The organism is Sporosarcina sp. CAU 1771, from assembly GCF_054482775.1.
Window position 1 is genome coordinate 58,097 of the sequence record NZ_JBTLRN010000011.1, and the last position, 23,736, is coordinate 81,832.

The 23,736-nt window shown below is 38.0% G+C and carries 21 protein-coding genes, 1 rRNA gene, 2 pseudogenes and 1 riboswitch; of the genes and pseudogenes, 20 read left to right on the forward strand and 4 right to left on the reverse strand.

Annotated features, from left to right (window positions below; all coding sequences use genetic code 11):
• Positions 1-79: 79 nt before the first annotated feature.
• On the reverse strand, positions 80-997 hold the full coding sequence (locus ACXYMX_RS09525) for a MerR family transcriptional regulator (protein WP_459044018.1): 918 nt from the start codon (positions 995-997) through the stop codon (positions 80-82).
• A 152-nt stretch (positions 998-1,149) separates the two neighbouring features.
• On the opposite strand from ACXYMX_RS09525, the gene ACXYMX_RS09530 reads away from it, so the two are divergent.
• Positions 1,150-1,602 carry a hypothetical protein gene (locus ACXYMX_RS09530; RefSeq protein WP_459044019.1) on the forward strand — a complete coding sequence of 151 codons (453 nt, stop codon included), beginning with the start codon at positions 1,150-1,152 and terminating at the stop codon, positions 1,600-1,602.
• A gap of 3 nt (positions 1,603-1,605) precedes the next feature.
• Here the strand turns inward: ACXYMX_RS09530 and ACXYMX_RS09535 are convergent, their stop codons facing one another.
• Complete coding sequence (locus tag ACXYMX_RS09535; protein ID WP_459044020.1) at positions 1,606-2,592, reverse strand: EAL domain-containing protein; 987 nt, start codon at positions 2,590-2,592, stop codon at positions 1,606-1,608.
• Between the two features lie 276 nt (positions 2,593-2,868).
• Here ACXYMX_RS09535 and ACXYMX_RS09540 point away from each other — a divergent pair, with 276 nt between their 5' ends.
• From ACXYMX_RS09540 to ACXYMX_RS09570, 7 genes are all read left to right on the forward strand, one after another.
• Positions 2,869-3,435, forward strand: coding sequence for a protoglobin domain-containing protein (locus ACXYMX_RS09540; RefSeq protein WP_459044021.1), 567 nt, complete (start codon positions 2,869-2,871; stop codon positions 3,433-3,435).
• Complete coding sequence (locus tag ACXYMX_RS09545; RefSeq protein WP_459044022.1) at positions 3,401-3,634, forward strand: hypothetical protein; 234 nt, start codon at positions 3,401-3,403, stop codon at positions 3,632-3,634. The genes ACXYMX_RS09540 and ACXYMX_RS09545 overlap by 35 nt, the downstream gene beginning before the upstream one ends.
• Complete coding sequence (locus ACXYMX_RS09550; RefSeq protein ID WP_459044023.1) at positions 3,625-4,692, forward strand: ABC transporter permease; 1,068 nt, start codon at positions 3,625-3,627, stop codon at positions 4,690-4,692. The genes ACXYMX_RS09545 and ACXYMX_RS09550 overlap by 10 nt, the downstream gene beginning before the upstream one ends.
• Before the next feature lie 3 nt (positions 4,693-4,695).
• Positions 4,696-5,373 carry an ABC transporter ATP-binding protein gene (locus ACXYMX_RS09555; RefSeq protein WP_459044024.1) on the forward strand — a complete coding sequence of 226 codons (678 nt, stop codon included), beginning with the start codon at positions 4,696-4,698 and terminating at the stop codon, positions 5,371-5,373.
• A gap of 469 nt (positions 5,374-5,842) precedes the next feature.
• Positions 5,843-7,090, forward strand: a complete 1,248-nt coding sequence (locus tag ACXYMX_RS09560; RefSeq protein ID WP_459044025.1) for a hypothetical protein — start codon at positions 5,843-5,845, stop codon at positions 7,088-7,090.
• 165 nt (positions 7,091-7,255) lie between these two features.
• On the forward strand, positions 7,256-7,822 hold the full coding sequence (locus ACXYMX_RS09565) for an NADPH-dependent FMN reductase (protein ID WP_459044026.1): 567 nt from the start codon (positions 7,256-7,258) through the stop codon (positions 7,820-7,822).
• 83 nt (positions 7,823-7,905) lie between these two features.
• The gene (locus ACXYMX_RS09570) at positions 7,906-8,748 is read left to right on the forward strand and encodes a pirin family protein (RefSeq protein WP_459044027.1); all 843 of its coding nucleotides are present in this window, start codon (positions 7,906-7,908) and stop codon (positions 8,746-8,748) included.
• On the opposite strand, the pseudogene ACXYMX_RS09575 reads toward ACXYMX_RS09570, so the two are convergent.
• Positions 8,717-8,986: pseudogene (locus tag ACXYMX_RS09575) on the reverse strand (PLP-dependent transferase); the annotation flags it as partial. The gene ACXYMX_RS09570 and the pseudogene ACXYMX_RS09575 sit on opposite strands and share 32 nt — an antisense overlap.
• Before the next feature lie 18 nt (positions 8,987-9,004).
• Positions 9,005-9,396, reverse strand: a pseudogene (locus ACXYMX_RS09580) (ABC transporter permease); the annotation flags it as partial.
• 307 nt (positions 9,397-9,703) lie between these two features.
• Between ACXYMX_RS09580 and ACXYMX_RS09585 the strand changes: the two are divergent.
• The 12 genes from ACXYMX_RS09585 to ACXYMX_RS09640 all read left to right on the forward strand — a co-directional run.
• Positions 9,704-10,219 (forward strand): methylated-DNA--[protein]-cysteine S-methyltransferase, encoded by a 516-nt coding sequence (locus tag ACXYMX_RS09585; RefSeq protein WP_459044028.1) that lies wholly within the window; start codon positions 9,704-9,706, stop codon positions 10,217-10,219.
• Positions 10,220-10,607: 388 nt separating this feature from the next.
• Positions 10,608-10,943: a DMT family transporter gene (locus tag ACXYMX_RS09590; RefSeq protein WP_459044029.1), complete on the forward strand. Its 336-nt coding sequence runs from the start codon at positions 10,608-10,610 to the stop codon at positions 10,941-10,943.
• A gap of 1 nt (position 10,944) precedes the next feature.
• Positions 10,945-11,259 carry a DMT family transporter gene (locus ACXYMX_RS09595; RefSeq protein WP_459044030.1) on the forward strand — a complete coding sequence of 105 codons (315 nt, stop codon included), beginning with the start codon at positions 10,945-10,947 and terminating at the stop codon, positions 11,257-11,259.
• Positions 11,260-11,293: 34 nt separating this feature from the next.
• Positions 11,294-12,631, forward strand: a complete 1,338-nt coding sequence (locus ACXYMX_RS09600) for an MATE family efflux transporter (protein WP_459044031.1) — start codon at positions 11,294-11,296, stop codon at positions 12,629-12,631.
• Between the two features lie 109 nt (positions 12,632-12,740).
• On the forward strand, positions 12,741-14,210 hold the full coding sequence (locus tag ACXYMX_RS09605) for a nicotinate phosphoribosyltransferase (protein ID WP_459044032.1): 1,470 nt from the start codon (positions 12,741-12,743) through the stop codon (positions 14,208-14,210).
• 11 nt (positions 14,211-14,221) lie between these two features.
• Complete coding sequence (gene nadE / locus ACXYMX_RS09610; protein ID WP_459044033.1) at positions 14,222-15,049, forward strand: ammonia-dependent NAD(+) synthetase; 828 nt, start codon at positions 14,222-14,224, stop codon at positions 15,047-15,049.
• A 220-nt stretch (positions 15,050-15,269) separates the two neighbouring features.
• On the forward strand, positions 15,270-16,220 hold the full coding sequence (locus ACXYMX_RS09615; RefSeq protein ID WP_459044034.1) for an AAA family ATPase: 951 nt from the start codon (positions 15,270-15,272) through the stop codon (positions 16,218-16,220).
• A complete protein-coding gene (locus ACXYMX_RS09620) occupies positions 16,217-17,431 on the forward strand; it encodes a DUF58 domain-containing protein (protein WP_459044035.1) in 1,215 nt (404 codons plus the stop codon). The genes ACXYMX_RS09615 and ACXYMX_RS09620 overlap by 4 nt, the downstream gene beginning before the upstream one ends.
• Positions 17,428-19,626 carry a DUF4129 domain-containing transglutaminase family protein gene (locus ACXYMX_RS09625; protein ID WP_459044036.1) on the forward strand — a complete coding sequence of 733 codons (2,199 nt, stop codon included), beginning with the start codon at positions 17,428-17,430 and terminating at the stop codon, positions 19,624-19,626. The genes ACXYMX_RS09620 and ACXYMX_RS09625 overlap by 4 nt, the downstream gene beginning before the upstream one ends.
• A 220-nt stretch (positions 19,627-19,846) precedes the next feature.
• Positions 19,847-21,400, forward strand: coding sequence for a glutamine-hydrolyzing GMP synthase (guaA, locus tag ACXYMX_RS09630; protein WP_459044037.1), 1,554 nt, complete (start codon positions 19,847-19,849; stop codon positions 21,398-21,400).
• Positions 21,395-21,495, forward strand: a riboswitch (purine riboswitch). It overlaps the preceding gene by 6 nt.
• 193 nt (positions 21,496-21,688) lie before the next feature.
• A complete protein-coding gene (locus ACXYMX_RS09635) occupies positions 21,689-23,023 on the forward strand; it encodes an NCS2 family permease (protein WP_459044038.1) in 1,335 nt (444 codons plus the stop codon).
• A gap of 573 nt (positions 23,024-23,596) precedes the next feature.
• Positions 23,597-23,736 (forward strand): 16S ribosomal RNA (locus ACXYMX_RS09640); the annotation flags it as partial.

A 23,736-nucleotide genomic window follows, 5' to 3' on the forward strand; every position in this document is an offset into this window, starting at 1 on the left:
GGTGTTGCTGCTGGAGTACTCATTTTTGTAGAGGAATCGAGATGGATTGGCAAGAAATGATTCAAAACTTTCAAGTCTATTAAAGCTTCACAATTGGCTCAACAATGTCATCGATCGACTCTACAATGCGAAGGGAATTCAACGTTTTGCCTCTCGTATATTTTATTGCACCCATTCCGCCTAAGTAAAAAGGAACACCTTTTTGATTCCTGGCAAAATCATCAAGTTCACTTAACAAATTAGGATTTTTGTCAAACGGAGTTGTTGTAGTCGCAGATAAGAATACCATAGAGGGTTTTAATTTTTGAAACAATGCTTGAATAGATCCAGGAGCAGGTGATGAACCTACTAAGATTGTTTTCCAACCTTTTAACATGAATTGTAATAAGACAATGTGTAAGGGAATCTCGTGCATTTCAAAAGGTAAGCATGCGCCCAAAAGTAAAGGTGAATCTTCTCTAAAGCGATAATTGCGCCGAATTTGCACAAGGAAATCGCGCACAATTAAGCTTGATACAGATTCCTGGTATTCATCCCATTCCCCTTTTTCCCACCGATTGCCGATTTCATTTAAAAAAGGAAGGACAACTGTTGACAAAAATTTCTCCAAACCGAGCTGGTGATAGGCCTGCTGTAGAATTAAATTCAATTCAGTCTCATCGCAATGAGTCCCTTTTTCAAGGAGTTGGAAAACATGCCCATTCAGTTGTTCATGTTGATAGCCTGCTTTCCTTTCAGGGGGTGGGCTCTCGATTATATTCTCTTTGTTGATGAAAGAAGCCGCTTGTTTGATCGAATACCCTTGCTCCGAGAGTGTTTTAACGCCAAGTAATGTATTTACATCTTTATCACTATATATTCTGTATCCGTTAGGAAGTCTTTGTGGCTGTACGAGATCATGTCGTTCTTCCCATTTACGGATGACTTGTTTTGATAAACCTGTCATATCGGATACTTGTTGAATCGTATATTGCGTGTTTGTTTGAGATTGACTCATTCTATTACTCCTTTCAATACAAAATACGTACGACACGAATCATTATCTTGTAAGTATAATCTTCCATGTTGCAATTGTACAATCTTTAAGTTAAAACTATATACAGTTATGGTTTATTTTACACTATTTTATACAAAGAAAGGGGCAAATTGATGATTTCTAGGAACGGAATAATAAAATCTATTGTTTATGGCGTTGTATCGGGTGTTTTTTTAACACTATTATTTAAACAAATTGAACAAGTAACCTTATACAGGGTGTACACTTTACTATTAAATGTGGATTACATTCCAATTTTAAATGAATATCAACTTTCAGAATCTATTGAAGTACTCTTTCATTTAATTGTTTCTGTAGCGGTAAGTATTTGTCTTTACATCGCTTTAATCATTTTAAAATTGGATTCAAAAAAGAAAGCAATCTACTTCTCTATCGCTGTTTGCACACTAATCGGTGGATTATTATATCCAACGACAGCTTTTTCAGAAAGAACACCTGAAATAACAAGCCTACCATCTATTTTTTATTGGCTTGTTGGGCATGCTTTATATGGATGCTTACTAGGTTATCTATTTTCGAGAATAATAAAGAAATCAAGTAAGTAGTTGTTAGTGTTCGTGAATTGGAGCCGGCTTTCCAAACAAATACCCTTGGAAAAGCTGATATCCTTTATCTCGTAACCATACAAAGTCTTCCTCTTCCTCTATTCCTTCAGCAAGCGGAATTGCACCGATTTGTAACGCGGACTGAAGTATATTATTTGCTGCATTTTGCTTGTCAATATCTTTGGATACACCTTGCACAAATTTCATGTCTAATTTCATATAATGGGGAGCTAGTTGTTCCAATACATCTATCGTACTAAAACCTTCTCCAACATCGTCCAATGCATATCGAAAACCTTTTTGTCTGTAATAGGTTAGGATGCGTTTTAAATGTGCCAAGTCATCTACCTTTTCAGTCTCGACTACTTCAAATACAAATCTGGAAGGTTCTATTCCAAGTTCATTTGCTAGTTCAACCGTTGAACGCAAGCAATGCTCTGGTGAATAAATCGATGTTGGAATAAAGTTGATAAATACTTTCGTATTTACTGAAGCAGCACTCCGAACAGCAGACATTCTACAAATCCGATCAAGTGCATAGGTCCTGTTTCTTTTTTTTGCGGCCTGGAATACATCATAAGGACCCATTGCATCACCATTAACGTCTTGAAATCTAGCAAGCATTTCATGCGCATAAATATCTCCTGAAGCGTTGACAATCGGTTGAATATGAAACGATACTAACCCATTGAAAATGACAGCATCAATCCATTGTAAATTTAGAGACTCTGTAATATCTTCAATGGGTCTCCAGTTGCCTTTATCCAATCGAAATGAAATATCCTGAATATTCATGACGTCATGAAAATAATCAATTAATCCGCTAACTGCAGCTTCCTTAACAGTCAGTGCCTTGCTTTGTTTAGAAATCAACAAATCATTTTTGACGAGATATGAACTAATTTGTGGCAGATGTTTTAAGTTTTCTTCTCCTGAAAAACGAATTTGGTAGTTAAGATTTTCTGGCATACATATTTCACAGTGTTTCATGGAAAGTCCCCCTAAGAATCATTTGTACTTTATTATATAATAGTAATCAAATTTGTACAACGTTTAAGATAAAAGGTTTGACATAACTATACAGATAGTTGATACTATTAAGTAGAGTAACTTATGACATCTAAAATATCGCTACAAAAGTGGGAGTGATGGAACATGAATCGATTTATAAAGTGGCGATAAAGTCGGGAGGACTTCAAAGTAACAAAGTATCAAGAACATTACCTTTCAGATGTTTCGAGAATTGAACTAAGCGCATATCCGGAAATGAAACTGCAAATGGGATTAATTGATTTAACTGGTAAGGATTTAGCCCTTGTAAAAACTTATCAACCTTATATTCAAGCGGGTGTAGAAGAAGTTGTTTCTGTATTCTATGATCAAGTATTGTCGGTTCCTTCATTAAGAAAAATTATTGAAGAGCGTACTCAGGTTGATCGCTTAAAACAATTGCTTGCAACTTATATTGTCGCCATGTTTGAAGGGGAAATTAATGAAGTGTCGATTAAGAAGAAAATGAAGCTTGCGCAAATGCATTTTAATATTGGATTGGAACCCAAGTGGTATATGGGAACATTTCAACAACTGCAAGAAGTGTTTATTCGCTTATTTACAAAAGAGATGCCAACAAGTCTAGAAAGGGAAAAAGCTATGCTAACGGTTTCGAAACTTGTAAACTTTGAAATGCAAATAGTCTTAGAAGAATATGATAAAGAAAACATGAAGCTACGCGATGAACAATATGATATCGTGAAAGATGAATTGAAGGGTAAAGTTTCTGCAATTAGTGAAGACGCAAATGAAGTTTGGAGAGATTTTGCATTCAATTGGTGAAAATGACTCTCATATTCGTTTGGTCGAAACCGAAGTAATTGAATTGGTGAAGGTCATCAAAGCAATCGGTGCCGACACTGAAAAAGTTGCGGAAACAGCTGAAAACCTTTATCAAACAGCAACGCAACTTAAATCGAACTTTTCATTAGGTACAGATTTGTATTCACACTATAAAAGGATGTGTTCATATTGTTTTTAGCATGGAATGAAATTAAGAAGAACAAATTACGTTTTGCACTCATTATAGGTGTATTAATGCTGGTTGCTTATCTAGTTTTCTTTTTATCCGGATTAGCAACAGGGTTAATGAATATGAACCGAGAATCTGTAGATAAGTGGAAGGCGTCAGCGATTATTTTGACGGATGACTCAGATATCAGTCTTTATCAATCATCGATGCTCCTATCTGATGTAGATGATGTGAAAGCAGATGAGATTGCTGCAATTAGTCAAATGAATGCAATTGCACGTAATGGAGATGAAAAAATTAATGTTTCCATCTTTGGTATTAATGAAGATGAATTTATTATGCCCGATGTGATTGAGGGTGAAGTCTTTTCAAATCCAAATGAAGTTATTGCAAGTGATGTATTACAGAACGAAGGTTTCAAAATAGGGGATAAATTGAATTTATCTTCTAGTGAAGAGAGTTTAATTATAGTTGGTTTTACAAAAAATGCGCGATTTAATGCAGCGCCTGTTTTATATACAGACTTTGAAACGATTAATAAAGTTAAATTTGGAGAAAATGCGGAAATGAATAAGGACCGAATTAATGGTGTTGTTATACGGGCAGACGATTTATCTTCAATTACTGAAAATGATGCACTAATTGTAACGGAAATTGAAACATTTATTCAGAAGTTGCCAGGCTATACTGAGCAGAATTTAACTCTTAATTTTATGATTTATTTCTTGTTTGGTATTTCAGCCGTCATTGTAGCTATCTTTTTATATGTACTTACTGTTCAAAAAATAAGTATGTTCGGCATCATGAAAGCGCAAGGGATCTCGAATCTCTATTTGTCAAAATCAATCGTTGCACAAACGTTTATTCTAGCCGTAATCGGTGTTTTTATTGGTTTCGGATTGACGCTACTGACCGGAGCGTTTTTACCGAGTGCTGTTCCTGTTTCATTTGATATAGCAACGATGATTTTATATGGGGTTGTACTTATATCAGTAGCAATACTTGGCGCAGTTTTCTCTGTTTTAACGATTGTTCGAATCGATCCATTGACAGCGATAGGGGGATAAAAAATGGCAGTTTTACAATTGAGCAACGTAAAGAAATCATTTGGCATAGGGCATAAAAAAGTAGATGCGTTAAAAGAAACAAATTTCCAAGCGGAACGTGGAGAACTTATTGCGATTATAGGGCCATCGGGTTCTGGGAAAAGTACTCTATTAACCATTATAGGGGGATTACTTTCTCCGACTGATGGAAATGTAGTGATTAATAATCAAGACTTATCAAAATTAAAGGAAAAGCAACGGTCAAAAATTCGATTGAAAGAAATTGGATTTATCCTACAGGCATCGAATCTTATCCCATTTCTTTCAGTAGAGAACCAATTAAAACTGTTGGATAAAGTAAAAAAAGGAAACATGTCAAATGATGAACTAGAGACTTTGTATGAGGATTTGGGCATTGGTGAGTTGAAAGCGAAGTATCCGTCTGATCTTTCGGGTGGGGAAAGGCAACGGGTAGCGATTGCGAAAGCATTATATAGTAATCCATCGATAATCTTAGCAGATGAACCAACAGCTTCACTTGATTCTGAAAAAGCATACGAGGTAATGGAGCTGCTGAAAAACGAAACAAAAAGCAAAAAGACGACTACAATTGTTGTTACCCATGACACGCGTTTAATCGGATATTGTGACAAAGTCTATAAGATGACTGATGGTGTGCTAGAACTTGAAGAAAATGAATGAAGTTCAAAGGAGAGTCCAAATTTATGGATTCTTCTTTTTCATCTGTACCGTTTTAAATTTAATGTCAATTATCAAATAATTTTGAACTCTTTGGTTGGATTCAGTTTTGTATATGGTAATATAATGGGTAGATTAAAGAATTTTGAATGACGCAATTGAAAATCGCTTAATTTTCTTAGCACTAAAACTTGATAGGAGGTAGTGCAGGTTTCCTTCTTAGTACAAAACAATGACATTCTTCTACAACGGGTTAAAAAGTTGTGCGTGAGTGACTCTTAACTTTGACTTTGCCTGTACACATAATTATATGAGAAAACAAGTATTATACGGCTTGACCTTATCCATTATAGTATACGTAATATTGCATTTCATTACATATGTGTACCCATTAAAACAGCTTCTGGTATTGCAATCTATCTTCGGACTCACTACTCTAATTTTCACTTTTTTATATTTGGATTTCAGACAGTTGAAACTACAACTATTTCTTCTTATTACTGCTTTTCTAGTGCTTGTTTTTACAAGTGATTCGATAACGGATGGTGTACTTTTAGGGACCAGACAAATGAGTGCATTGATTGGTTTATTATTGATTGTGCCAATGATTAGTTGGGTCTTAAAGGAAGAACCCTATATCGAAGAAATCCTTAGTTTTGCACATGTGTTCTTAAATAATAGTAGGAAGTTTTATTTTGGAATCACTTCAATGACTCAGATAATTGCTCATTTTTTACTATTTGGATCTGTTTCAATGATGTACCAATTTATTAACTCTATTTTAAACGAGCAAAAAGGAGAGGCATGGGAAAATTATAAAGGAACTGCAATCTTACGTGGATTTGCACTTTCAACGTTATGGGTTATCAGTATACCTAGCTTTATATTTGCACTTGAAACGCTAGGAGTGCCTTTATGGAAAGCAATTCTACAAGGTTTCATTTTTGCAATGATCGGTACACTATTAGCAGTTGTTTTTTCAGTTTACGAACAAAGGAAGTACGGACTCGATTACACTTCAATTTTACAAAAGCAAATTAGTAAAGCACAAACAAATTCACGATATCAAAAGGGGAGAAATAAGGACGTTATTGAGTTTGGCTTCTTATTTACTACTCTCTTCGGAACGATATTTATCGTCCATGCTATGCTTAAGATAGAATTGCTTATCGTAATTCCTATCGTGATCCCAATTTGGACAAGTATATATTATTTAATTAAGAAAAGAAGCAAAAGTCTAGTTGTTAAAACTCAAGAGTACTTTAAGGAAGGAATAGCATTACAATCGCAGCAAATTAGTATTCTATTGGCTACTGGATTATTGATATTTACATTAAATGAGTCTGGTATCGGTGCAAAACTTGTTAACGCAATGCATTCTTTGACTGAAATTATACCACTGTTAAATTTCCTTCTTTTAATTCCATTTATCGTTATTTTACTTGGTTTTTTAGGATTGGGACCGTTATCAGTTATTGTACTAGTAGCGGGAATTGTGGGTACTATGGAGCTAGCTTACCCTTCTGAACTTTTATTATTAGCAATCACTTCGGGAAGTGTCATTTCAATTCTACTCTCACCATTTATTATTCCTGTCATTATGTTAAGTAGTGAAAATGGACTGAGTCCAATTAAGAATGGGTTCCAATTTAATTTGAAGTTTGCGACTGCTTTTTACTGCATCGTCCAAGTGTATTTACAAACAATGATCCATATTTGAGTTGTAAGGTGGGATGATTAGAAAGACAGAAACTGTCTTGATGTCGTCTCGGATTCAAAAATACTTAGACCGACTACTTTGTAAACGAGCTAATTTATTGAAGCCCAAACCTACTAGGTGTATTATTAATGAGGTTAGAAATTATTGAAATGAGGAGTTTTTCAAATGACTATTAAAGTAAAAGCAATTATAGGTAGTACAAGTTCAACGTCTTATAATTTAAAGATTGTGGAACACCTAAGAAAGCATTATTCAGATCAATTAGAAATAACACCTGTTTTTGTAAATAATCTTGAAATGTTTTCAATAGATATAGAAAATAATCCATCAGAAGAAGTAATGGATTTTAAAAATAACGTAAAAGATTCAGATGCTGTATTATTTGCAGTGCCTGAATACAATTTCTCAATTCCAGGTGCTTTGAAGAACGCGATTGATTGGTTATCACGTGGAGGCGACTTTACACTTCAAGGAAAACCAGCTTTCATCGTAGGATCTTCCATGGGTGCTTTCGGAAGTATTCGTGCGCAACTGCACTTAAGAGAAATCTTATCAAACCCTACATTAGCACCAGTGCTATTACCGGGAAATGAAGTTTACATCGGTGCAGTTCATACAAAGTTGAATGAGGCTGGAGAATTGACAGACCAAGCAACAATCGACTTCTTGGATATGGTGGTAAAAAACTTCGTTGAGTTTTACAATAAAACAAAAACGACTACTTTGGGATAAACAACGACTATTAAAAGGGATTAGACTTGGTGGAACATTTCAAGTTCTAATCCTTTTTTTATCACGTATTGGAGGGCGAAAAAATGAGCAACGAACAGATTGTTTCAAGGGGAATACGAAGTGTAAAAGATGTTGTATTGGAGGCCCAGTCACCAACCCATAAAGCAGGGTTAGTAATTGAACCGAATAACTGGAAGGAAGTTGACCCATTTTTATTAATGGCTGAAGACTATTTCGTGCGAGGTACATTTGGCATGCATCCTCACCGTGGAATTGAAACGGTCACGTATGTTATTGAAGGTAAGTTGGAGCATTCGGACAATAAAACAAGTGGTGGAGAATTGTTTCCTGGCGATGTTCAGTGGATGACCGCTGGTAGTGGTATTATTCACGCAGAAGAGCCTGCTGTTGGTGAAACCGTTCGCTCTTTACAATTGTGGGTCAATCTTCCAAGTGGAAAAAAAATGACGGAACCGCGTTACCAAAACATGCGTGCGCAAGATATGCCGATTCGTCATGAAGAGGGAGCAACGATTCGTGTCTTTTCTGGTTCTTCAAAGGGTGTTGTGGCAGATACGAAAAATCATGTACCTGTTACGATGGTCGAGTTTCTTATTGAGCCAGGCGCAACGGTCACACAAGATCTTCCTGGCGGTTATAATGGATTCCTTTATATAATAGAAGGTAATGGAAATTTTGGTAAGGACTGTACGTTAGGTAATAAAGGGCAAGTGCTTTGGCTTGAGCGAGGGTTAGATGCTGAACAAACCGAAGTGAAGATTCAGGCAAATGAAAAACTACATGTCATACTTTATGCGGGACAACCAATTGGTGAAGACGTTGTAGCACGCGGTCCATTTGTCATGAATTCAGAAGAAGAGATTGTTCAGGCGTTTACTGATTATAGAGAAGGAAAGTTCGAGTAATGTAAAAAAAGTGAAGCATTTGTTCACGGAGTGGGCGAATCGATGGAACTTCGATTTGCCCTTTTGCAACGATAAGTCCTGCAAGCACGTCATTATTGCCACCGTAAATGTCTTCCGGAACAATCAATTCATCAACCGAACGGAAAAGGGACAGGACAAATTGAATTGCCGCCATGCTAGATCTACGCGTGTACCCCTCATCTCCACCTTCCAAATTGGCTATCCCTTCTTCCAAAATAAAACACGGGCTACTCTTTTAGTTTTTGGCTCTTAACAACTGCATACGCTCTTTAAACAAACTTGGATAGGATAGAAATCCAAGTAACACACTTGTCACTGCGGCAGTCGTCAATAAAAGAAAAACGATTAGCAGTTGGAACTGAACTGCTTGAATTGGATCCGCGCCGGCAATGATTTGACCACTCATCATGCCCGGCAGCTGGACTAATCCTATGGTTTTTGACTTTCGATTGTCGGAATCATACTCGCTTTGATTGCAATGATGAGTTGTCTATGAATCGCTTGTTTTGGCGTTCCTCCTAGGGAGAGAATTAACTCCGTTTCATCACGATGTGTTTCAATCTCCGCGGTAAATCGATTAAGGAATAGAATCGAAAGTGCCATGGAGTTTCCGATGACCATACCGCTTCCCTACACCAGAAGGGCAGACAAGTGCCGTAATTTTACCTTTCGGGAATGAACCCGTAATTTTTTTAAAATAGGGATGTCCTCAACGGAATAACTGACATCACGAAAATGAAGAGCCGGCTCGTATAAACTGGACATAAATACAACTCCTAGAGATTATATTATCTTGCTTTTATATTCCGAAAAACAACTCTTTCAGAACTAAAACGAGTATACTGTGTATATTACTGACGACCCGACTTTCGTCAATTTTTGATGAATTCCCATTAAAGGTTGCCAAAAGTCGAGCTAATGGGGGTACGGTACGATGGATGAAAAAATATTTTGGGCATTACTCGATCACAAGGATTGGAAAATGTATCTTGTTGCAACAACAGCTGGACTTTGTTATATCGGTACGCCAAATGCATCTTTTGAAGAAGTGATAACCTGGGTGGACAAACGACTTCCAGGACATGTTCTGTTGGAAGACGCCGAAGTATTGCGGCCGTTTGCAGCTGAATTGATTGATTATATGGAGGGGCGACGTCAAGAATTTGTCATGCCGATGGATCTTCATGGGACACCGTTTCAGCAGATGGTCTGGAAGGCATTGCTAGAAATTCCGTTTGGGCAGATTGTTTCGTATACAGATATTGCGAAACGTATTCAAAGGCCAAGTGCGATAAGAGCCGTTGGAACCGCAATTGGTGCAAATCCTATTTTAATCATTGTTCCTTGCCATCGCGTCTTAACAAAAGACGGTAAACTTGGTGGTTTCCGAGCTGGTCTAGATATGAAAAAAGAGTTGCTTAGATTGGAGAAAGAATTGATTTTATCATAGATTAAGAATCATGATTTTCCAATAAATAGCTAGCAAGCGTCTATTAATGGCTTTCGATCGAACAAAAAGACAAGGTGAACTTTCCGCCTTGTCTTTTTTCATTCAATATACTTCTCAAGCTATAAAAGATGAAAGGCATCAATGCAAAAATAATGACGCGCGTAACTCCTTTTTTCTGAAAAAATCCCTTTATTACATCCATATTCACATAGCCCTTTGGCAACTGTTCATGTAGCATCTCTTATTTAGTAGTATCATCTGGTATGTCAAAGACTACAAGCCTAAACCTCTCTATTCACCGCCTTTTTTCATGAAATATTCCGATTTAGGTGTATACTTTAAACTAGAAGAATCAAAATTTTCAATTGTAGAAAGAGGGGGAGTCGCGGTGGCATGGCTTTATGTTTTATTCGCAGCGATTGTAGAAGTTTTTTGGGTAATCGGCTTACGCTATTCAGATACAGTTTGGGAATGGCTAGCTACAATTATTGCAATTATTTTTAGTTTTTATTTCATAATTAAAGCGTGTGAAAAATTGCCTTCAGGTACTGTGTATGCAGTATTTACAGGTTCAGGTGCAGCAGCGATTGTTCTAACCGAGTTCTTAGTTTTTGGTGCAGAATTTTCAATTTGGAAGGTAGTTTTTATCGGGCTTATAATTATTGGTGTCGTTGGTATTAAAGTAACGACAGAAGACAAAGTTCTAGTAGAAGGAGGCGACTGAATTGGCCTGGATTTTTCTTGTTATAGCGAGCTTTGGTGAAATTCTAGGTGTACTCTGCATCAATATTTTTAATGAAAAGAGGTCGCTTAAAAATTTACTTTTGATGGTTCTATCTTTTAGTTTTGGTTTTCTATTCTTAGCGCTAGCAATGAAAGAAATTCCAATGGGGACGGCTTACGCGATTTGGACTGGGCTCGGAGCGGCAGGCGCAGTTTTAATGGGTATTTTGTTTTTTAAAGAACCAGCAGGTTGGAAACGAATCGGCTTTTTATCGTTAATTGTTGCTGGGGCTGTCGGATTAAAGATATTCGGGTAATCACCTATGTGTTAGTAAAGAAAGTGGTGTAGGAATGGCTAAGCAATATGACTTTACGGAAGGCAATATATTTAAGCAACTCTTCATATTTTCGGCACCGATTATTTTAACGAACTTGCTTCAAATATCCTATCAGTTCATTGATAGTTTATGGGTCGGGAATTTAATTGGGGCGGATGCGCTTGGGGCAGTTGCAATTTCTGGGACTGTTATTTTTACTGTGCTTTCATTTGTTATAGGGTTAAATAACGCGGCACTGACGATACTTTCACAACAAAAGGGTAGGGGCAGTGATGAAGGAATTCGGCGTTATTTAAATGCATTTGTCGTATTACTAACCTTAATGTCTCTTTCGTTGGGAGTTATTGGATTTATATTAGCGGAACCAATTTTAACGTTGCTTGGTACACCGGACGGCATGGTAGAAATGGCTACTTCCTATTTGCAAATCAATTTTATGGGTATGGTATTTTTGTTTGGTTACAACTTTATTGGAACGGTATTCAGGTCGATGGGAGATTCAAAAACACCCTTATATTTTGTTTTAATAGCAGTATTACTAAATACCGTTCTGGATCCCCTTTTTATTTATGTTTTCGGTTGGGGAATTGAAGGTGCTGCCTATGCGACGCTATTGTCACAAGGTGTAGCTTTCGGAATTGGTATTTTCTATACATTAAATAAACAACTTGTCCCGTTTTCTAAGCCGCATAAACCGGCTAGAAGAGAAGTTCTTGATATATTAAAACTTGGAATTCCTGCGGGATTGCAAATGAGTGTAATTTCTGCAGGAGTTATGGCGATTATGAGTGTCGTCACTTCGTTTGGGCCTGCAGTTGTGGCAGGTTACGGAGCAGCCCAGCGATTGGATAGTTTGATAATGGTTCCTGCACAAGCATTGGGGACGGCCGTAAATAGTATGGTTGGACAAAACATTGGTGCTGGGAAATGGGACCGAGTACACCGAATTACATGGTACGGTTTTATTTATAACTTAATGGTTATGCTCGTTCTCGCTCTTTTAATCGTCTTATTCGCTGATTACGGCATACGTTTATTTATCCAAGAGCCGGACGCATCGCAGTTTGGTACAGATTATTTAAAGACGATTGCTTTTTTCTATCCGTTTTTAGGGATTAACTTTATTTTAAATGGTGCAGTACGTGCTTCGGGTGCGATGTTCCAAGTGCTTATCTTAAACATCATTTCATTTTGGATTCTACGCTATCCCGTTACGTATGTATTGGCGCTGATGATGGGTGAAAAAGGAATTGCTTTTGGTATTGGTATAAGTTTCGTAATTAGTAGCGTTATTTCATTCCTCTATTATAAGTATGGGCGTTGGCAAGAGGCAAAAGTGTTTGGGGATTGAGCGTCAATTTAACGGCGAAATTTATATGCGATAGATGTTCGTTCAAGTCGAAAAAAGGGTAAGTAGTGTATACTGTAGTTAATTAACCTTGCGGAAGAAGGAGAATAATATGAGTTCGAAATACGTAGATGACAGTTTAGCTTTACATACAGATCTTTATCAAATTAACATGGCGGAATCTTACTGGGCAGATGGTATTCATAATCGGAAAGCGGTCTTTGAATTATTTTTCAGGAATTTACCTTTCGGGAATGGCTATGCGTTATTTGCTGGACTTGAGCGAGTTCTTGATTATTTGAAAAACTTTAAACTAAGTGAAAGCGATCTTGCTTATTTAAGGGACGATCTCGGCTATCAAGAGGACTTCATTACTTATTTAAAGGACCTCCGTTTTACAGGGGACGTATATTCTATGGTCGAAGGCGAACTTGTTTTTGCAAATGAACCTATACTTCGTGTAGAGGCTCCTTTAATTGAAGCTCAATTAATCGAGTCGGCTTTGCTAAACATTGTTAACTATCAAACGCTTATAGCGACAAAGGCGAGCCGTATTAAACAAGTAGTTAAAGATGAAATGGTTATGGAATTCGGAACACGTCGTGCACATGAAATGGATGCGGCTATTTGGGGTGCACGGGCCACGATTATTGGTGGAATCGAAGCAACTAGTAATGTTCGTGCAGGTAAGAAGTTCGGAATTCCACTTGCCGGAACACATGCACATTCAATGGTACAAGCGTATAAGAGTGAATATGAAGCATTCCATTCCTATGCAAAACGTCATAAAGATTGTGTGTTTTTAGTGGATACGTATAATACACTTAAAATTGGAGTTCCAACAGCAATTCAAGTGGCGAAAGAGCTAGGCGACAAGATAAACTTCATTGGGATTCGTCTAGATAGTGGAGATATTGCCTTTTTATCGAAAGAGGCACGTCGTATGTTAGATGAAGCAGGATTTACGGATACGAAAGTTGTTGTATCCAATGACCTTGATGAATATACAATATTGAACTTAAAAGCTCAGGGTGCACGAGTTGATGTATGGGGGATAGGAACAAAGTTAATCACTGCCTACGATCAACCTGCACTTGGCGCCGTTTATAAGATTGTGTCAATCGAAAATAAAGCTGGTGAAATGGAAGATACAATTAAAATTTCATCGACGACTGAAAAAGTGACTACACCGGGTCGGAAAAAACTGTATCGAATTATTGACCTTGAAAATGGTAAGGCTGAAGGAGATTACATTGCGATGCATGATGAAGATCCTTCATCTGAAAAACGCATTAAAATGTTCCACCCTGTCCACACATTCATTTCGAAATTTGTTACCAACTTTGAAGCGAAAGATTTGCATGTCAAAGTCGTGGAAAGTGGAGAAGTTATTTATGACTATCCGATGTTGGAAGATATTAGAACGCACGCGAAAGAGAGTTTGGAGCTGTTGTGGGATGAATACAAACGCTCACTTAATCCAGAAGAATATCCAGTCGATCTAAGTCAAAAGTGTTGGGATAATAAAATGAGGAATATCGAAGAAGTAAAGGAAATGGTACAAGATTTTATTGAAAGGTAGGGGGCTTCTAAATGACGGCATTGCAAAAGAGGATTATTGCTGAATTGAACGTGCAACCCACTATTAGTCCTCAAGAAGAAGTACGAAAGTCAGTCGACTTCATGAAAGAATATACTCGAAAACACACGTTTTTAAACGGATTTGTTTTGGGGATTTCTGGTGGGCAAGATTCTACATTAGTAGGGAAGCTAGCCCAAATTGCCGTGGATGAATTAAATAGTGAAGACGGAACAACTCGTTATCAATTTATTGCGGTGAGACTGCCTTACGGTTCGCAATTTGATGAGGAGGATTGCGAAGATGCTTTAAAATTCATTAATCCTTCAAAAATATACACAGTGAATATAAAAGAAGCAGTAGATGCAAGTGAACATGCGCTGCTAAATGAAGGCGTATCACTTTCGGATTATGCAAAAGGGAATGAAAAAGCTAGAGAACGAATGAAAGTCCAATATTCAATTGCTGCTATGCATAACTGTGTCGTTTTAGGAAGTGACCATGCGGCGGAGTCAATCACAGGTTTCTTTACGAAGTTTGGGGATGGTGGAGCTGATTTAATGCCGATTTCTGGTTTGAATAAGCGACAAGGAAAACTACTACTTCAATTGCTTGGATGTCCAGAACATCTATATATGAAAGTTCCAACAGCAGATCTTGAAGAAGATAGACCAGCACTTCCAGACGAAGAAGCACTAGGGATTACTTACGATCAAATTGATGATTATTTGGAAGGTAAAACCATTGTAGAGGATGCTCGGAAAAAGCTAGAGGATTACTACTTCAAAGCGCAACATAAAAGGCATATGCCAATAACGACTTTTGATACATTTTGGAAATGAATGGATCCCTTTCGAGGGGTCTTTTTTTTAACCAGTTGCAATTAAAGAAAGGCACGATTAATAATTTGTGAGTAAGTAGGTTATCCTGTACGATAAGGTTATATTAAAATATATTTGTTAATCGTGAACTTTATATACATCATGATCTTCGCGTAATTATGCAAACTCATGATTGACTATTCGGACAAAGAGAGATGACGTATAAACTGGGGGAACGAAGATGATTCATAAAGAACAGATTGAAAAAGTATTAACGAATATTGAAAAAGTAATGATAGGTAAAAGAAATATCGCAGAACTAAGTCTAACTGCACTTCTTGCGGGGGGGCATGTTTTGCTTGAAGATGTCCCGGGTGTTGGTAAGACGATGATGGTGAAAGCGTTAGCAAAATCAATTGGTGCAGACTTTAAACGCATTCAGTTCACACCGGATCTTTTGCCATCGGATGTATTAGGCGTATCCATTTACAATCCAAAAGAAATGGAATTCGAATTCCGACCTGGTCCGATAATGGGAAACATCGTGCTAGCAGATGAAATTAATAGAACTTCTCCTAAAACGCAGTCGGCACTTTTGGAAGGAATGGAAGAGTCCTCAGTCACAATTGATGGTGAAACGATGCGAATACCACAACCATTTTTTGTTATGGCTACACAAAACCCAATCGAATACGAAGGGACTTATCCACTTCCTGAAGCACAACTCGACCGATTTTTATTTAAATTAAAGATGGGTTATCCTACCGGAAACGAGGAGGCGGAATTACTTCGACGTGCTGAAAAAACAAATCCAATTGACAGTTTAGAAGCTGTAATTACACTAGAAGAGTTAAAGGATATGCAAGCTGCGGTTAAAAAGGTATACGTGGATGTTACGATTCGAAATTATATCGTTGAATGTGCCGGAGCGACACGAAACAATCCATATGTCTATCTAGGAGTGAGTCCACGAGGATCACTTGCGCTTATGAAAGCATGTCAAGCGTATGCGATGTTGAATGGGCGGAATTATGTGAAGCCGGACGATGTTCAATATTTAGCTCCGTCTGTATTTGGGCATCGAATGATTTTAAAATCTGAAGCCAAGTATGAAGGGATTTCCACGGATGAAATTACCGAACGAATTTTAACGAAGGTGCGAGTACCGATTGATAAGGTTGCTCAAAGATGAAGAAAATAGGGAATCTGTTAGCTGCATACAGTAGATTCTTATTTGTGCTGTTTGTATTGGCGTCGGTATTTTCATTTGCCATGTTTCAAGGTGGGAAAGTAAGTTGGACAATTTTCTACGTTTTAATCCCATTTATTGCTTATTCATTACTGTTGTTTTTTTATCCGCTAAGTACAGTTACTGCAGAACGAATCATTCTAACGCCTACTGTTCAAAAGGGTGGTAAGTATAAGGTTGCAATGACGGTCAAAAGAACTAGCCGATTTCCTTTGTTGTATGTTGTTTTGACAGAAAAGTATGAGGGTGTAGAAATTCCGAATCTCGCAGGAGATAAGTTGAAACACTTTTTTGTTTTTGGATTTAAAAACGAAGTGCACTGGGAATATGAAGTGCAGAACATGCCTCGCGGAGAACATGTGATACAAGGTGTACAAATGGAGTTGTTGGACTTTTTTGGTTGGATTCGAAAAGTCCACTTTATAGAAATCGTAAATTCTGTAATCGTTTACCCCAAAATAACTGATATCGATTATGTTCCAATGGCAACCCAATACGAAAGAGGGGTATCGGTATCGCCGTTAAACATTGTGAAAGATACGACAATGGCGACTGGTGTCAGAGATTATCAGACAGGTGATAGAATGTCTTGGATTCACTGGAAATCGTTCGCGAGAACACAAACCCTGATGACAAAAGAATTTGAAGATAGAAGATCACAAGAGTTATTTATCGTTTTGGACGGACGTGCTTCGGACGTGTTTGAAGAACAAGTAGAACTAACTGCTTCTATTGTAAGGGCGGTTTCGAATCACCAAGCAGGACTTGGTCTCGTAACGACGGGTTCTAAACAAACTGTATTTCCTTTTATTCAAACGGAAGAAGAGGTGCAGAGGGTTCTCACTCATTTGGCTAAGGTTAAGCCTGTTAGCAATTCATCGGTTAACTATTCGACAGGATTTGGAAGTGAACTTCAACAAGCAAGTACAATGGTAGTAATTACAGGAAACCCGGATTGGGCATTTATTCAATCTGTTGTGCAGCGCGCGATGAATATTCGTTCTGTCATCTGTTTTGTAGTTCGAAAAAAAGACGACAAGAAGAGTACTACACTACACGAGGATATCGAAAAGGCGGAAAAGCGTGGAGTCACTATCCGTTTAATAACGCCACAGCAATTTTCTGATGCGTTTAAAGAGGTGGTGCATTTATGAGTGAAAAATGGACGAATAGACTACTTCAAGTTGTACTATATACACTTTCATATTTTCTTCTAAGGGAATGGCTCATGCCAGTTATGGAACTTAGCGACACGGATTACTTGGAGCTTTTCCTTCTATTTATTGCGCTAACCTTTCTTCTTTACTTTGCTCAAGTTAGATGGTGGATATCAGGTCCGATAAAACTACTGTACATATTTAGTGTGCTAAATTACATTTATTTAAATAAAGTACTATTTACACTAGAAACAAGTAGTGCATTGCTGGACGATATTATTTCTAATTTCATGATTATTTTAAATGGTAATTGGGATGAGTTAACGAATCCTTTTCGAACGGTTTTATTCTTTTTGCTTCTCTGGATGACCACGTATCTCATTCGTCACTGGATTGAAGTGAGAAGAAATATTCTACTTTTTTATGCAATGACAGTTATCTTTATAGCTTTTATGGATACATTTAGTGGGTACTCTGGAGAAGGTTCAGTTTTTCGGATTATGATCTCTGGTCTGTTATTGCTCGGGATATTGACTATATTAAAATTAACGAAAAAGAGCAATGTGTCTCTTTCGGGTAGCGTTTTTGTGACGATTGCTGTCCCACTCTTATTTGTACTTACCCTAGGTGGGGTTTTAGCGAACGTCTTGCCCATCCAATCAGCTTTTTGGCCTGATCCAGTATCTTACATTACTTCGAAGGCAGAAGGTGCAGGTGAAAAAGAGGGGGCCGGAGGAATTGCAAAAAGTGGGTATGATCCCAATGACTCAGCACTTGGTGGTCCATTTGTACAAGATGATACACTCATATTTGAAGCGGATGTCGAGCGAAGGCAATATTGGAAAATCGAAACTAAAAATACGTATACGTCTAAAGGCTGGGAGCAAATTGTAGAAGAGCAATCCCAAGTAATTTACGAAGCGGGCATGGATATGGGGGAACTAGAGTTTAGTGAAGAGGTAAAACTCGAAAAGGAAAAACAAGCTCAAGTTGCAATGTCTGAAAAGTACCCTTTTCTTATGTATCCCTATGGATTGACGAAGGCAGTTTCAAATGAAGATGTTTTGTTTTTACGTTTGGAGGACTCTGGACAATATCGTACTTTGAAAGATAATCGTGAAAGTTCATTAGATTCCTATGAACTAAGCTATGTAGAGCATGATTTTAGTTTGAAAAGATTAAGAGAAACATCGATGGAGTCTCTATCAGCGTTAGGCGAAGAGTTCTCTGAATATCTTCAGCTTCCTGAGGAACTTCCTGAACGAGTTAAAGAGTTAGCGCTAGCTACGACTGAAAATGCGGGTAATGTATATGACAAAACAAGAGCGATTGAGCGATATTTTGCTAGAAGTGGTTTTGTTTATGATCGAAAAGACGTAGCGATTCCTGAAGAACAGGATGATTATGTGGACCAATTTCTTTTTGATACGAAAAGAGGATATTGCGATAACTTTTCAACATCTATGGTCGTAATGTTGCGATCCGTCGGTATCCCAGCACGCTGGGTGAAGGGGTTCGCACCAGGCGATTTAGGAAAGAATTCAGAGGGGCAACGAGTTTATAAAGTTACTAACAACGAAGCACATTCATGGGTAGAGGCATATATGCCGGGTATTGGATGGATGCCATTCGAACCAACTATTGGTTTTAACGGAACGGCTACAATAGATTATGATATCGAGTTAGAAGACAATGACCCTGAAGTACCTGAACAACAAAAGCAAGCGGAAGAGAATCCGGAAAAACCGGAGAAGGAAGAAACGAAAATGACTAGCTTTGACATTGCTAAGTCATTTGAAACGTTTGGTTTATGGGTATTAAAATACGTATGGGTGCTTATTTTGTCTATGGCAACTGTCACATTGATTATTTGGCAACTGTTTAAAAAGAGGATTAAGTGGATGCCTAAGCTACTAATCTCGGCTGCACGTTCAAGTAAACCGAGCTGGGATAATTATTCAAAGCAGTATAAACGATTGCTAAAACAATTAGATCGATTTGGATTGCCACGCAAGCAAGGAGTGACGCTATCTGCTTATGCGGTTTATGTTGATAGCTTTTTTGGAGGTAGTTTAATGAAGGAATTAACGCATGCTTATGAAAAGGGATTATATGGTGATGTTCAAGAGGAACAGGATTGGCAAGAATTAATGAAAGTTTGGGAAGATTTAATTAATAGGACTTCGGGTTGATTTTTGACAGCGTTCGCAGTAAAATTATAAAAAGAATAACCTAAGAATGTACTCATAGATGTCCGGGCACTTAATACGGAAGTTTCTGCAAGGGTGTTGGATAGTATATTTAGTTTTGTTTTCACACCTTTGTGGATCATGAGACGCGTGGAAGGATGGTCTTTCTAACGCGTCTTTCTATTTGAAGCAATTTTAGAATTAACAGGAAGAGGTGGTTTCATTGTCAACAGCTCCTTTATTGGTCGAACAGGAAAAGGTAGTCGTCATCGATTATGGAAGTCCGTATAGCCAACGTCTAACTCGCATGATTCGAGACTTTGGAGTATACAGCGAATTACATCCCCACACAATTACAGTGCAAGAAATCCAAGGGATGAATGTTGCTGGAATTATTTTATCAGGTGGTCCACTTTCAGTTGAAGATGATAATGCATACGGGATCGATTCTGAAATCTTCTCAGCAGGTATTCCTATACTTGGTATTTGTTATGGAATGCAGCTAATTGTGAAGCAATTCGGTGGAGAACTAGAGAAAGTATCTGAACGTACATACGGTTTGGAGAAGCTAACGTTCAATACGGCCTATTCTTTATTTGCGGGGCAAGATGAAACACAAGATGTTTGGTTAAGTCAAGGAGACCTTGTCAAAACCCTTCCGCAAGGATTTACAAATTGTGCGAGCGGTAATGCGTGTGAAATTGCTGCGATTATTAACGAAGAGAGTAAGATTTATGGTATCCAATATAATCCTGAATCTCCAGATACTACTCACGGTGAAGAGTTTCTTCGTCGCTTTATCTTCGATATTTGCGAAGCAAAAGATGAATGGACAATGGCTAAGTTTATTGAAATCGAAGTTGAAAAAATACGTTCAACTGTTGGCGATAAAAGAGTTCTCTGTGCGCTGAGTGGCGGTGTAGACTCCTCTGTAGTTGCTCGACTTTTACACCATGCAATTGGTGATCAGTTAACATGCATGTTTGTCGATCATGGTTTACTTCGTAAAGGTGAAGTAGAGAGTGTAGTTGAAACTTTTAGTGGGAAATTTAATATGAATTTCATTAAAATTGATGCACGCAAACGCTTCTTAGATAAGTTGACGGGTGTTTCTGATCCTGAAGAGAAGCGAAAAATTATTGGTAATGAATTCATAGCTGTATTCGATGATGAAGCAGCAAAGCTTGAAGGGATTGACTTCCTTGCTCAAGGGACAATCTATACAGATATTCTAGAAAGTGGTACGTTAACAAAAGAAACCATTAAGTCTCACCATAACGTAGGTGGATTACCAGAAGACATGGATTTCGAATTGATTGAACCGCTAGCGGCTTTATTTAAAGACGAAGTCCGAGCAGTTGGAAGCGAACTTGGTTTGCCAGATACAATTGTTTGGCGTCAACCATTCCCAGGACCTGGGCTTGGAATTCGTGTACTTGGTGAAATAACAGAAGAGAAACTGCATATTGTTCGTGAATCGGACGCAATCTTGCGCGATGAAATCGCAAAAGCAGACCTTGAAAGAGCGATATGGCAATACTTTACGGTACTTCCTGATATCCGAAGTGTTGGGATTACGGATGGCAAACGTACGTATGACTATGCGATTGGGATACGTGCAGTAAATTCGGTTGATGGGGTAACTTCAGATTGGGCTAAAATCCCTTGGGAAGTACTTCAAAAGATTAGTTCACGTATGACATCGGAAGTCCCGGGTATCAACCGCGTACTTTATGATGTGACGAGCAAGCCACCTTCAACAATTGAGTGGGAATAATTAAATAAAAACATCGTATAAATCCAGGAATATGGCTTGGGAGTCTCTACCAGAACACCTTAAATGTTCTGACTACGAATGACGGATGGGAAATTGCCACTTTTTTTAAAGGTGGCAAAATTCTGTTCGCTAATATCAAAATGGAAGGATTCTACTTCCGTTTTTGATATGTAGAGACGAAGCATGCGATTTAGAGTCGTGTGCTTTTTGTTTTCATAAAATTAATACGATGAAATACTAGGAATTTATTAAGTAATATTTAAATATGAAGTAGAGGACGGTAAACTGATGAAAAAATATTTTGAGTTTGATAAACTCGGAACGAACTACAGGCAGGAAATAATCGGTGGAGTTACAACGTTTCTAGCGATGGCTTACATATTGGTGGTCAATCCACTTATGCTGTCATTGGATTCAGTAGCTGATTTACCTGATGCAATGCGAATGGATAAAGGTGCTGTATTTGTTGCCACAGCTTTAGCCGCTGCAGTTGGATCACTATTCATGGGGATTATCGCAAGATACCCAATTGCACTTGCTCCTGGAATGGGTTTAAACGCATTTTTCGCTTATACCGTAGTACTTACATATGGTATACCTTGGCAAACAGCGTTGACGGGTGTGTTATTTTCCGGACTTATTTTTATAGTTTTATCTTTAACAGGCATTCGTGAAACAATTATTAATGCAATTCCCGCACAGCTTAAATATGCAGTCGGTGCAGGGATAGGTCTTTTCATTACGTTCCTAGGCTTCCAAAACGCGGGAATTATTGTCGCGGATCCAGCTACTCTAGTTGCCTTAGGTGATCTGTCTCAAGGTCCGACCTTACTCGCTATCTTTGGACTTGTATTAACAGTTGTCTTGATGGTTCGTAAAGTAAAAGGAGCTATTTTTTATGGAATGATTGCTACAACAATAGTAGGTATGCTTGTAAAGTTGATCGAAGTCCCTAAGCAAATTGTCGGAGAAATTCCAAGTGTTAGTTCGACATTCGGTGTTGCACTCGATCCAATAGTTAATGATCCGGGCTCTTTATTTACAGTACAATTTTTAATTGTTGTTGTTACATTTTTGTTTGTCGACTTCTTTGATACTGCAGGTACACTTGTTGCCGTAGCCAATCAAGCAGGTCTAATGAAGGATGATAAGTTACCGCGAGCAGGAAAAGCACTCCTTGCAGATTCGCTTGCAACAGTAACCGGTTCACTCTTTGGTACATCGACGACTACATCTTATATTGAATCTTCAGCTGGCGTAGGTGCTGGAGCAAGAACAGGTTTTGCCTCCGTTGTTACAGGAGTACTCTTTCTATTAGCGTTATTTTTCTCGCCAATACTTATGGTCATTACACCCCATGTGACTGCACCTGCTCTTGTGATTGTTGGAGTTCTAATGGTTTCTTCATTAGGAAACATAGAATGGAAGCAGTTTGAAATAGCAGTGCCTGCATTTTTGACGATTATTGCAATGCCGTTAACATATAGTATCGCTACGGGTATCGCAATCGGATTTTTATTCTATCCAATTACAATGGTTTTAAGTGGCAGGAAAAAAGAAGTTCATCCTATAATGTATGGAATGTGGGTAATATTCCTACTGTATTTCATATTTGTTAAATAGTAATGATGGCTAACGATTTCCCTTTAACAAAAAGGGGAATCGTTTTTTTGGTCCAAAGACAAAATGTAGTTGTTCTACAAAATACTTGGAGTTTCGAGTTATGTGAAAATAGTATTCACTCTTTCTTTCTTGTAACAAACTTGTTACTTGAATTATTAGAAGAATGAGTTATAATAGAGGTTGAACAGCTTTTGAATTACTTTTACAAAAGTGTTGACAACTGTTTAATGTTTTGTTATATTTAAGGAGTCGCAAAAACGAACACCATATACCGACAAAACGCGACAGTGAAAAACTTAACAATGAACCTTGAAAACTGAACAGCAAAACGTCAAGAATAAACGATTGGATGTTATTTTTAGAATAGTATTCAATTGATAGAAACAAACCGAACCTTCGGGTTCAAGTCAGCAAGAAATGAGCAATCATTTTCTTCTGTAATAACTGCTGGCGTTCGAGACGTAGTGAAGTGCTAGGAAACGAGTGAGAGAAGAAGGGAGCGTACTTTTGGGTACGTGACCGACTGAACGAACGAAGTTGACAACGCAATTCGCTATGTATCGGACGCCAGATATTATGGAGAGTTTGATCCTGGCTCAGGACGAACGCTGGCGGCATGCCTAATACATGCAAGTCGAGCGAAACTTATAGGAGCTTGCTCCTGTAAGTTTAGCGGCGGACGGGTGAGTAACACGTGGGCAACCTGCCCTGCA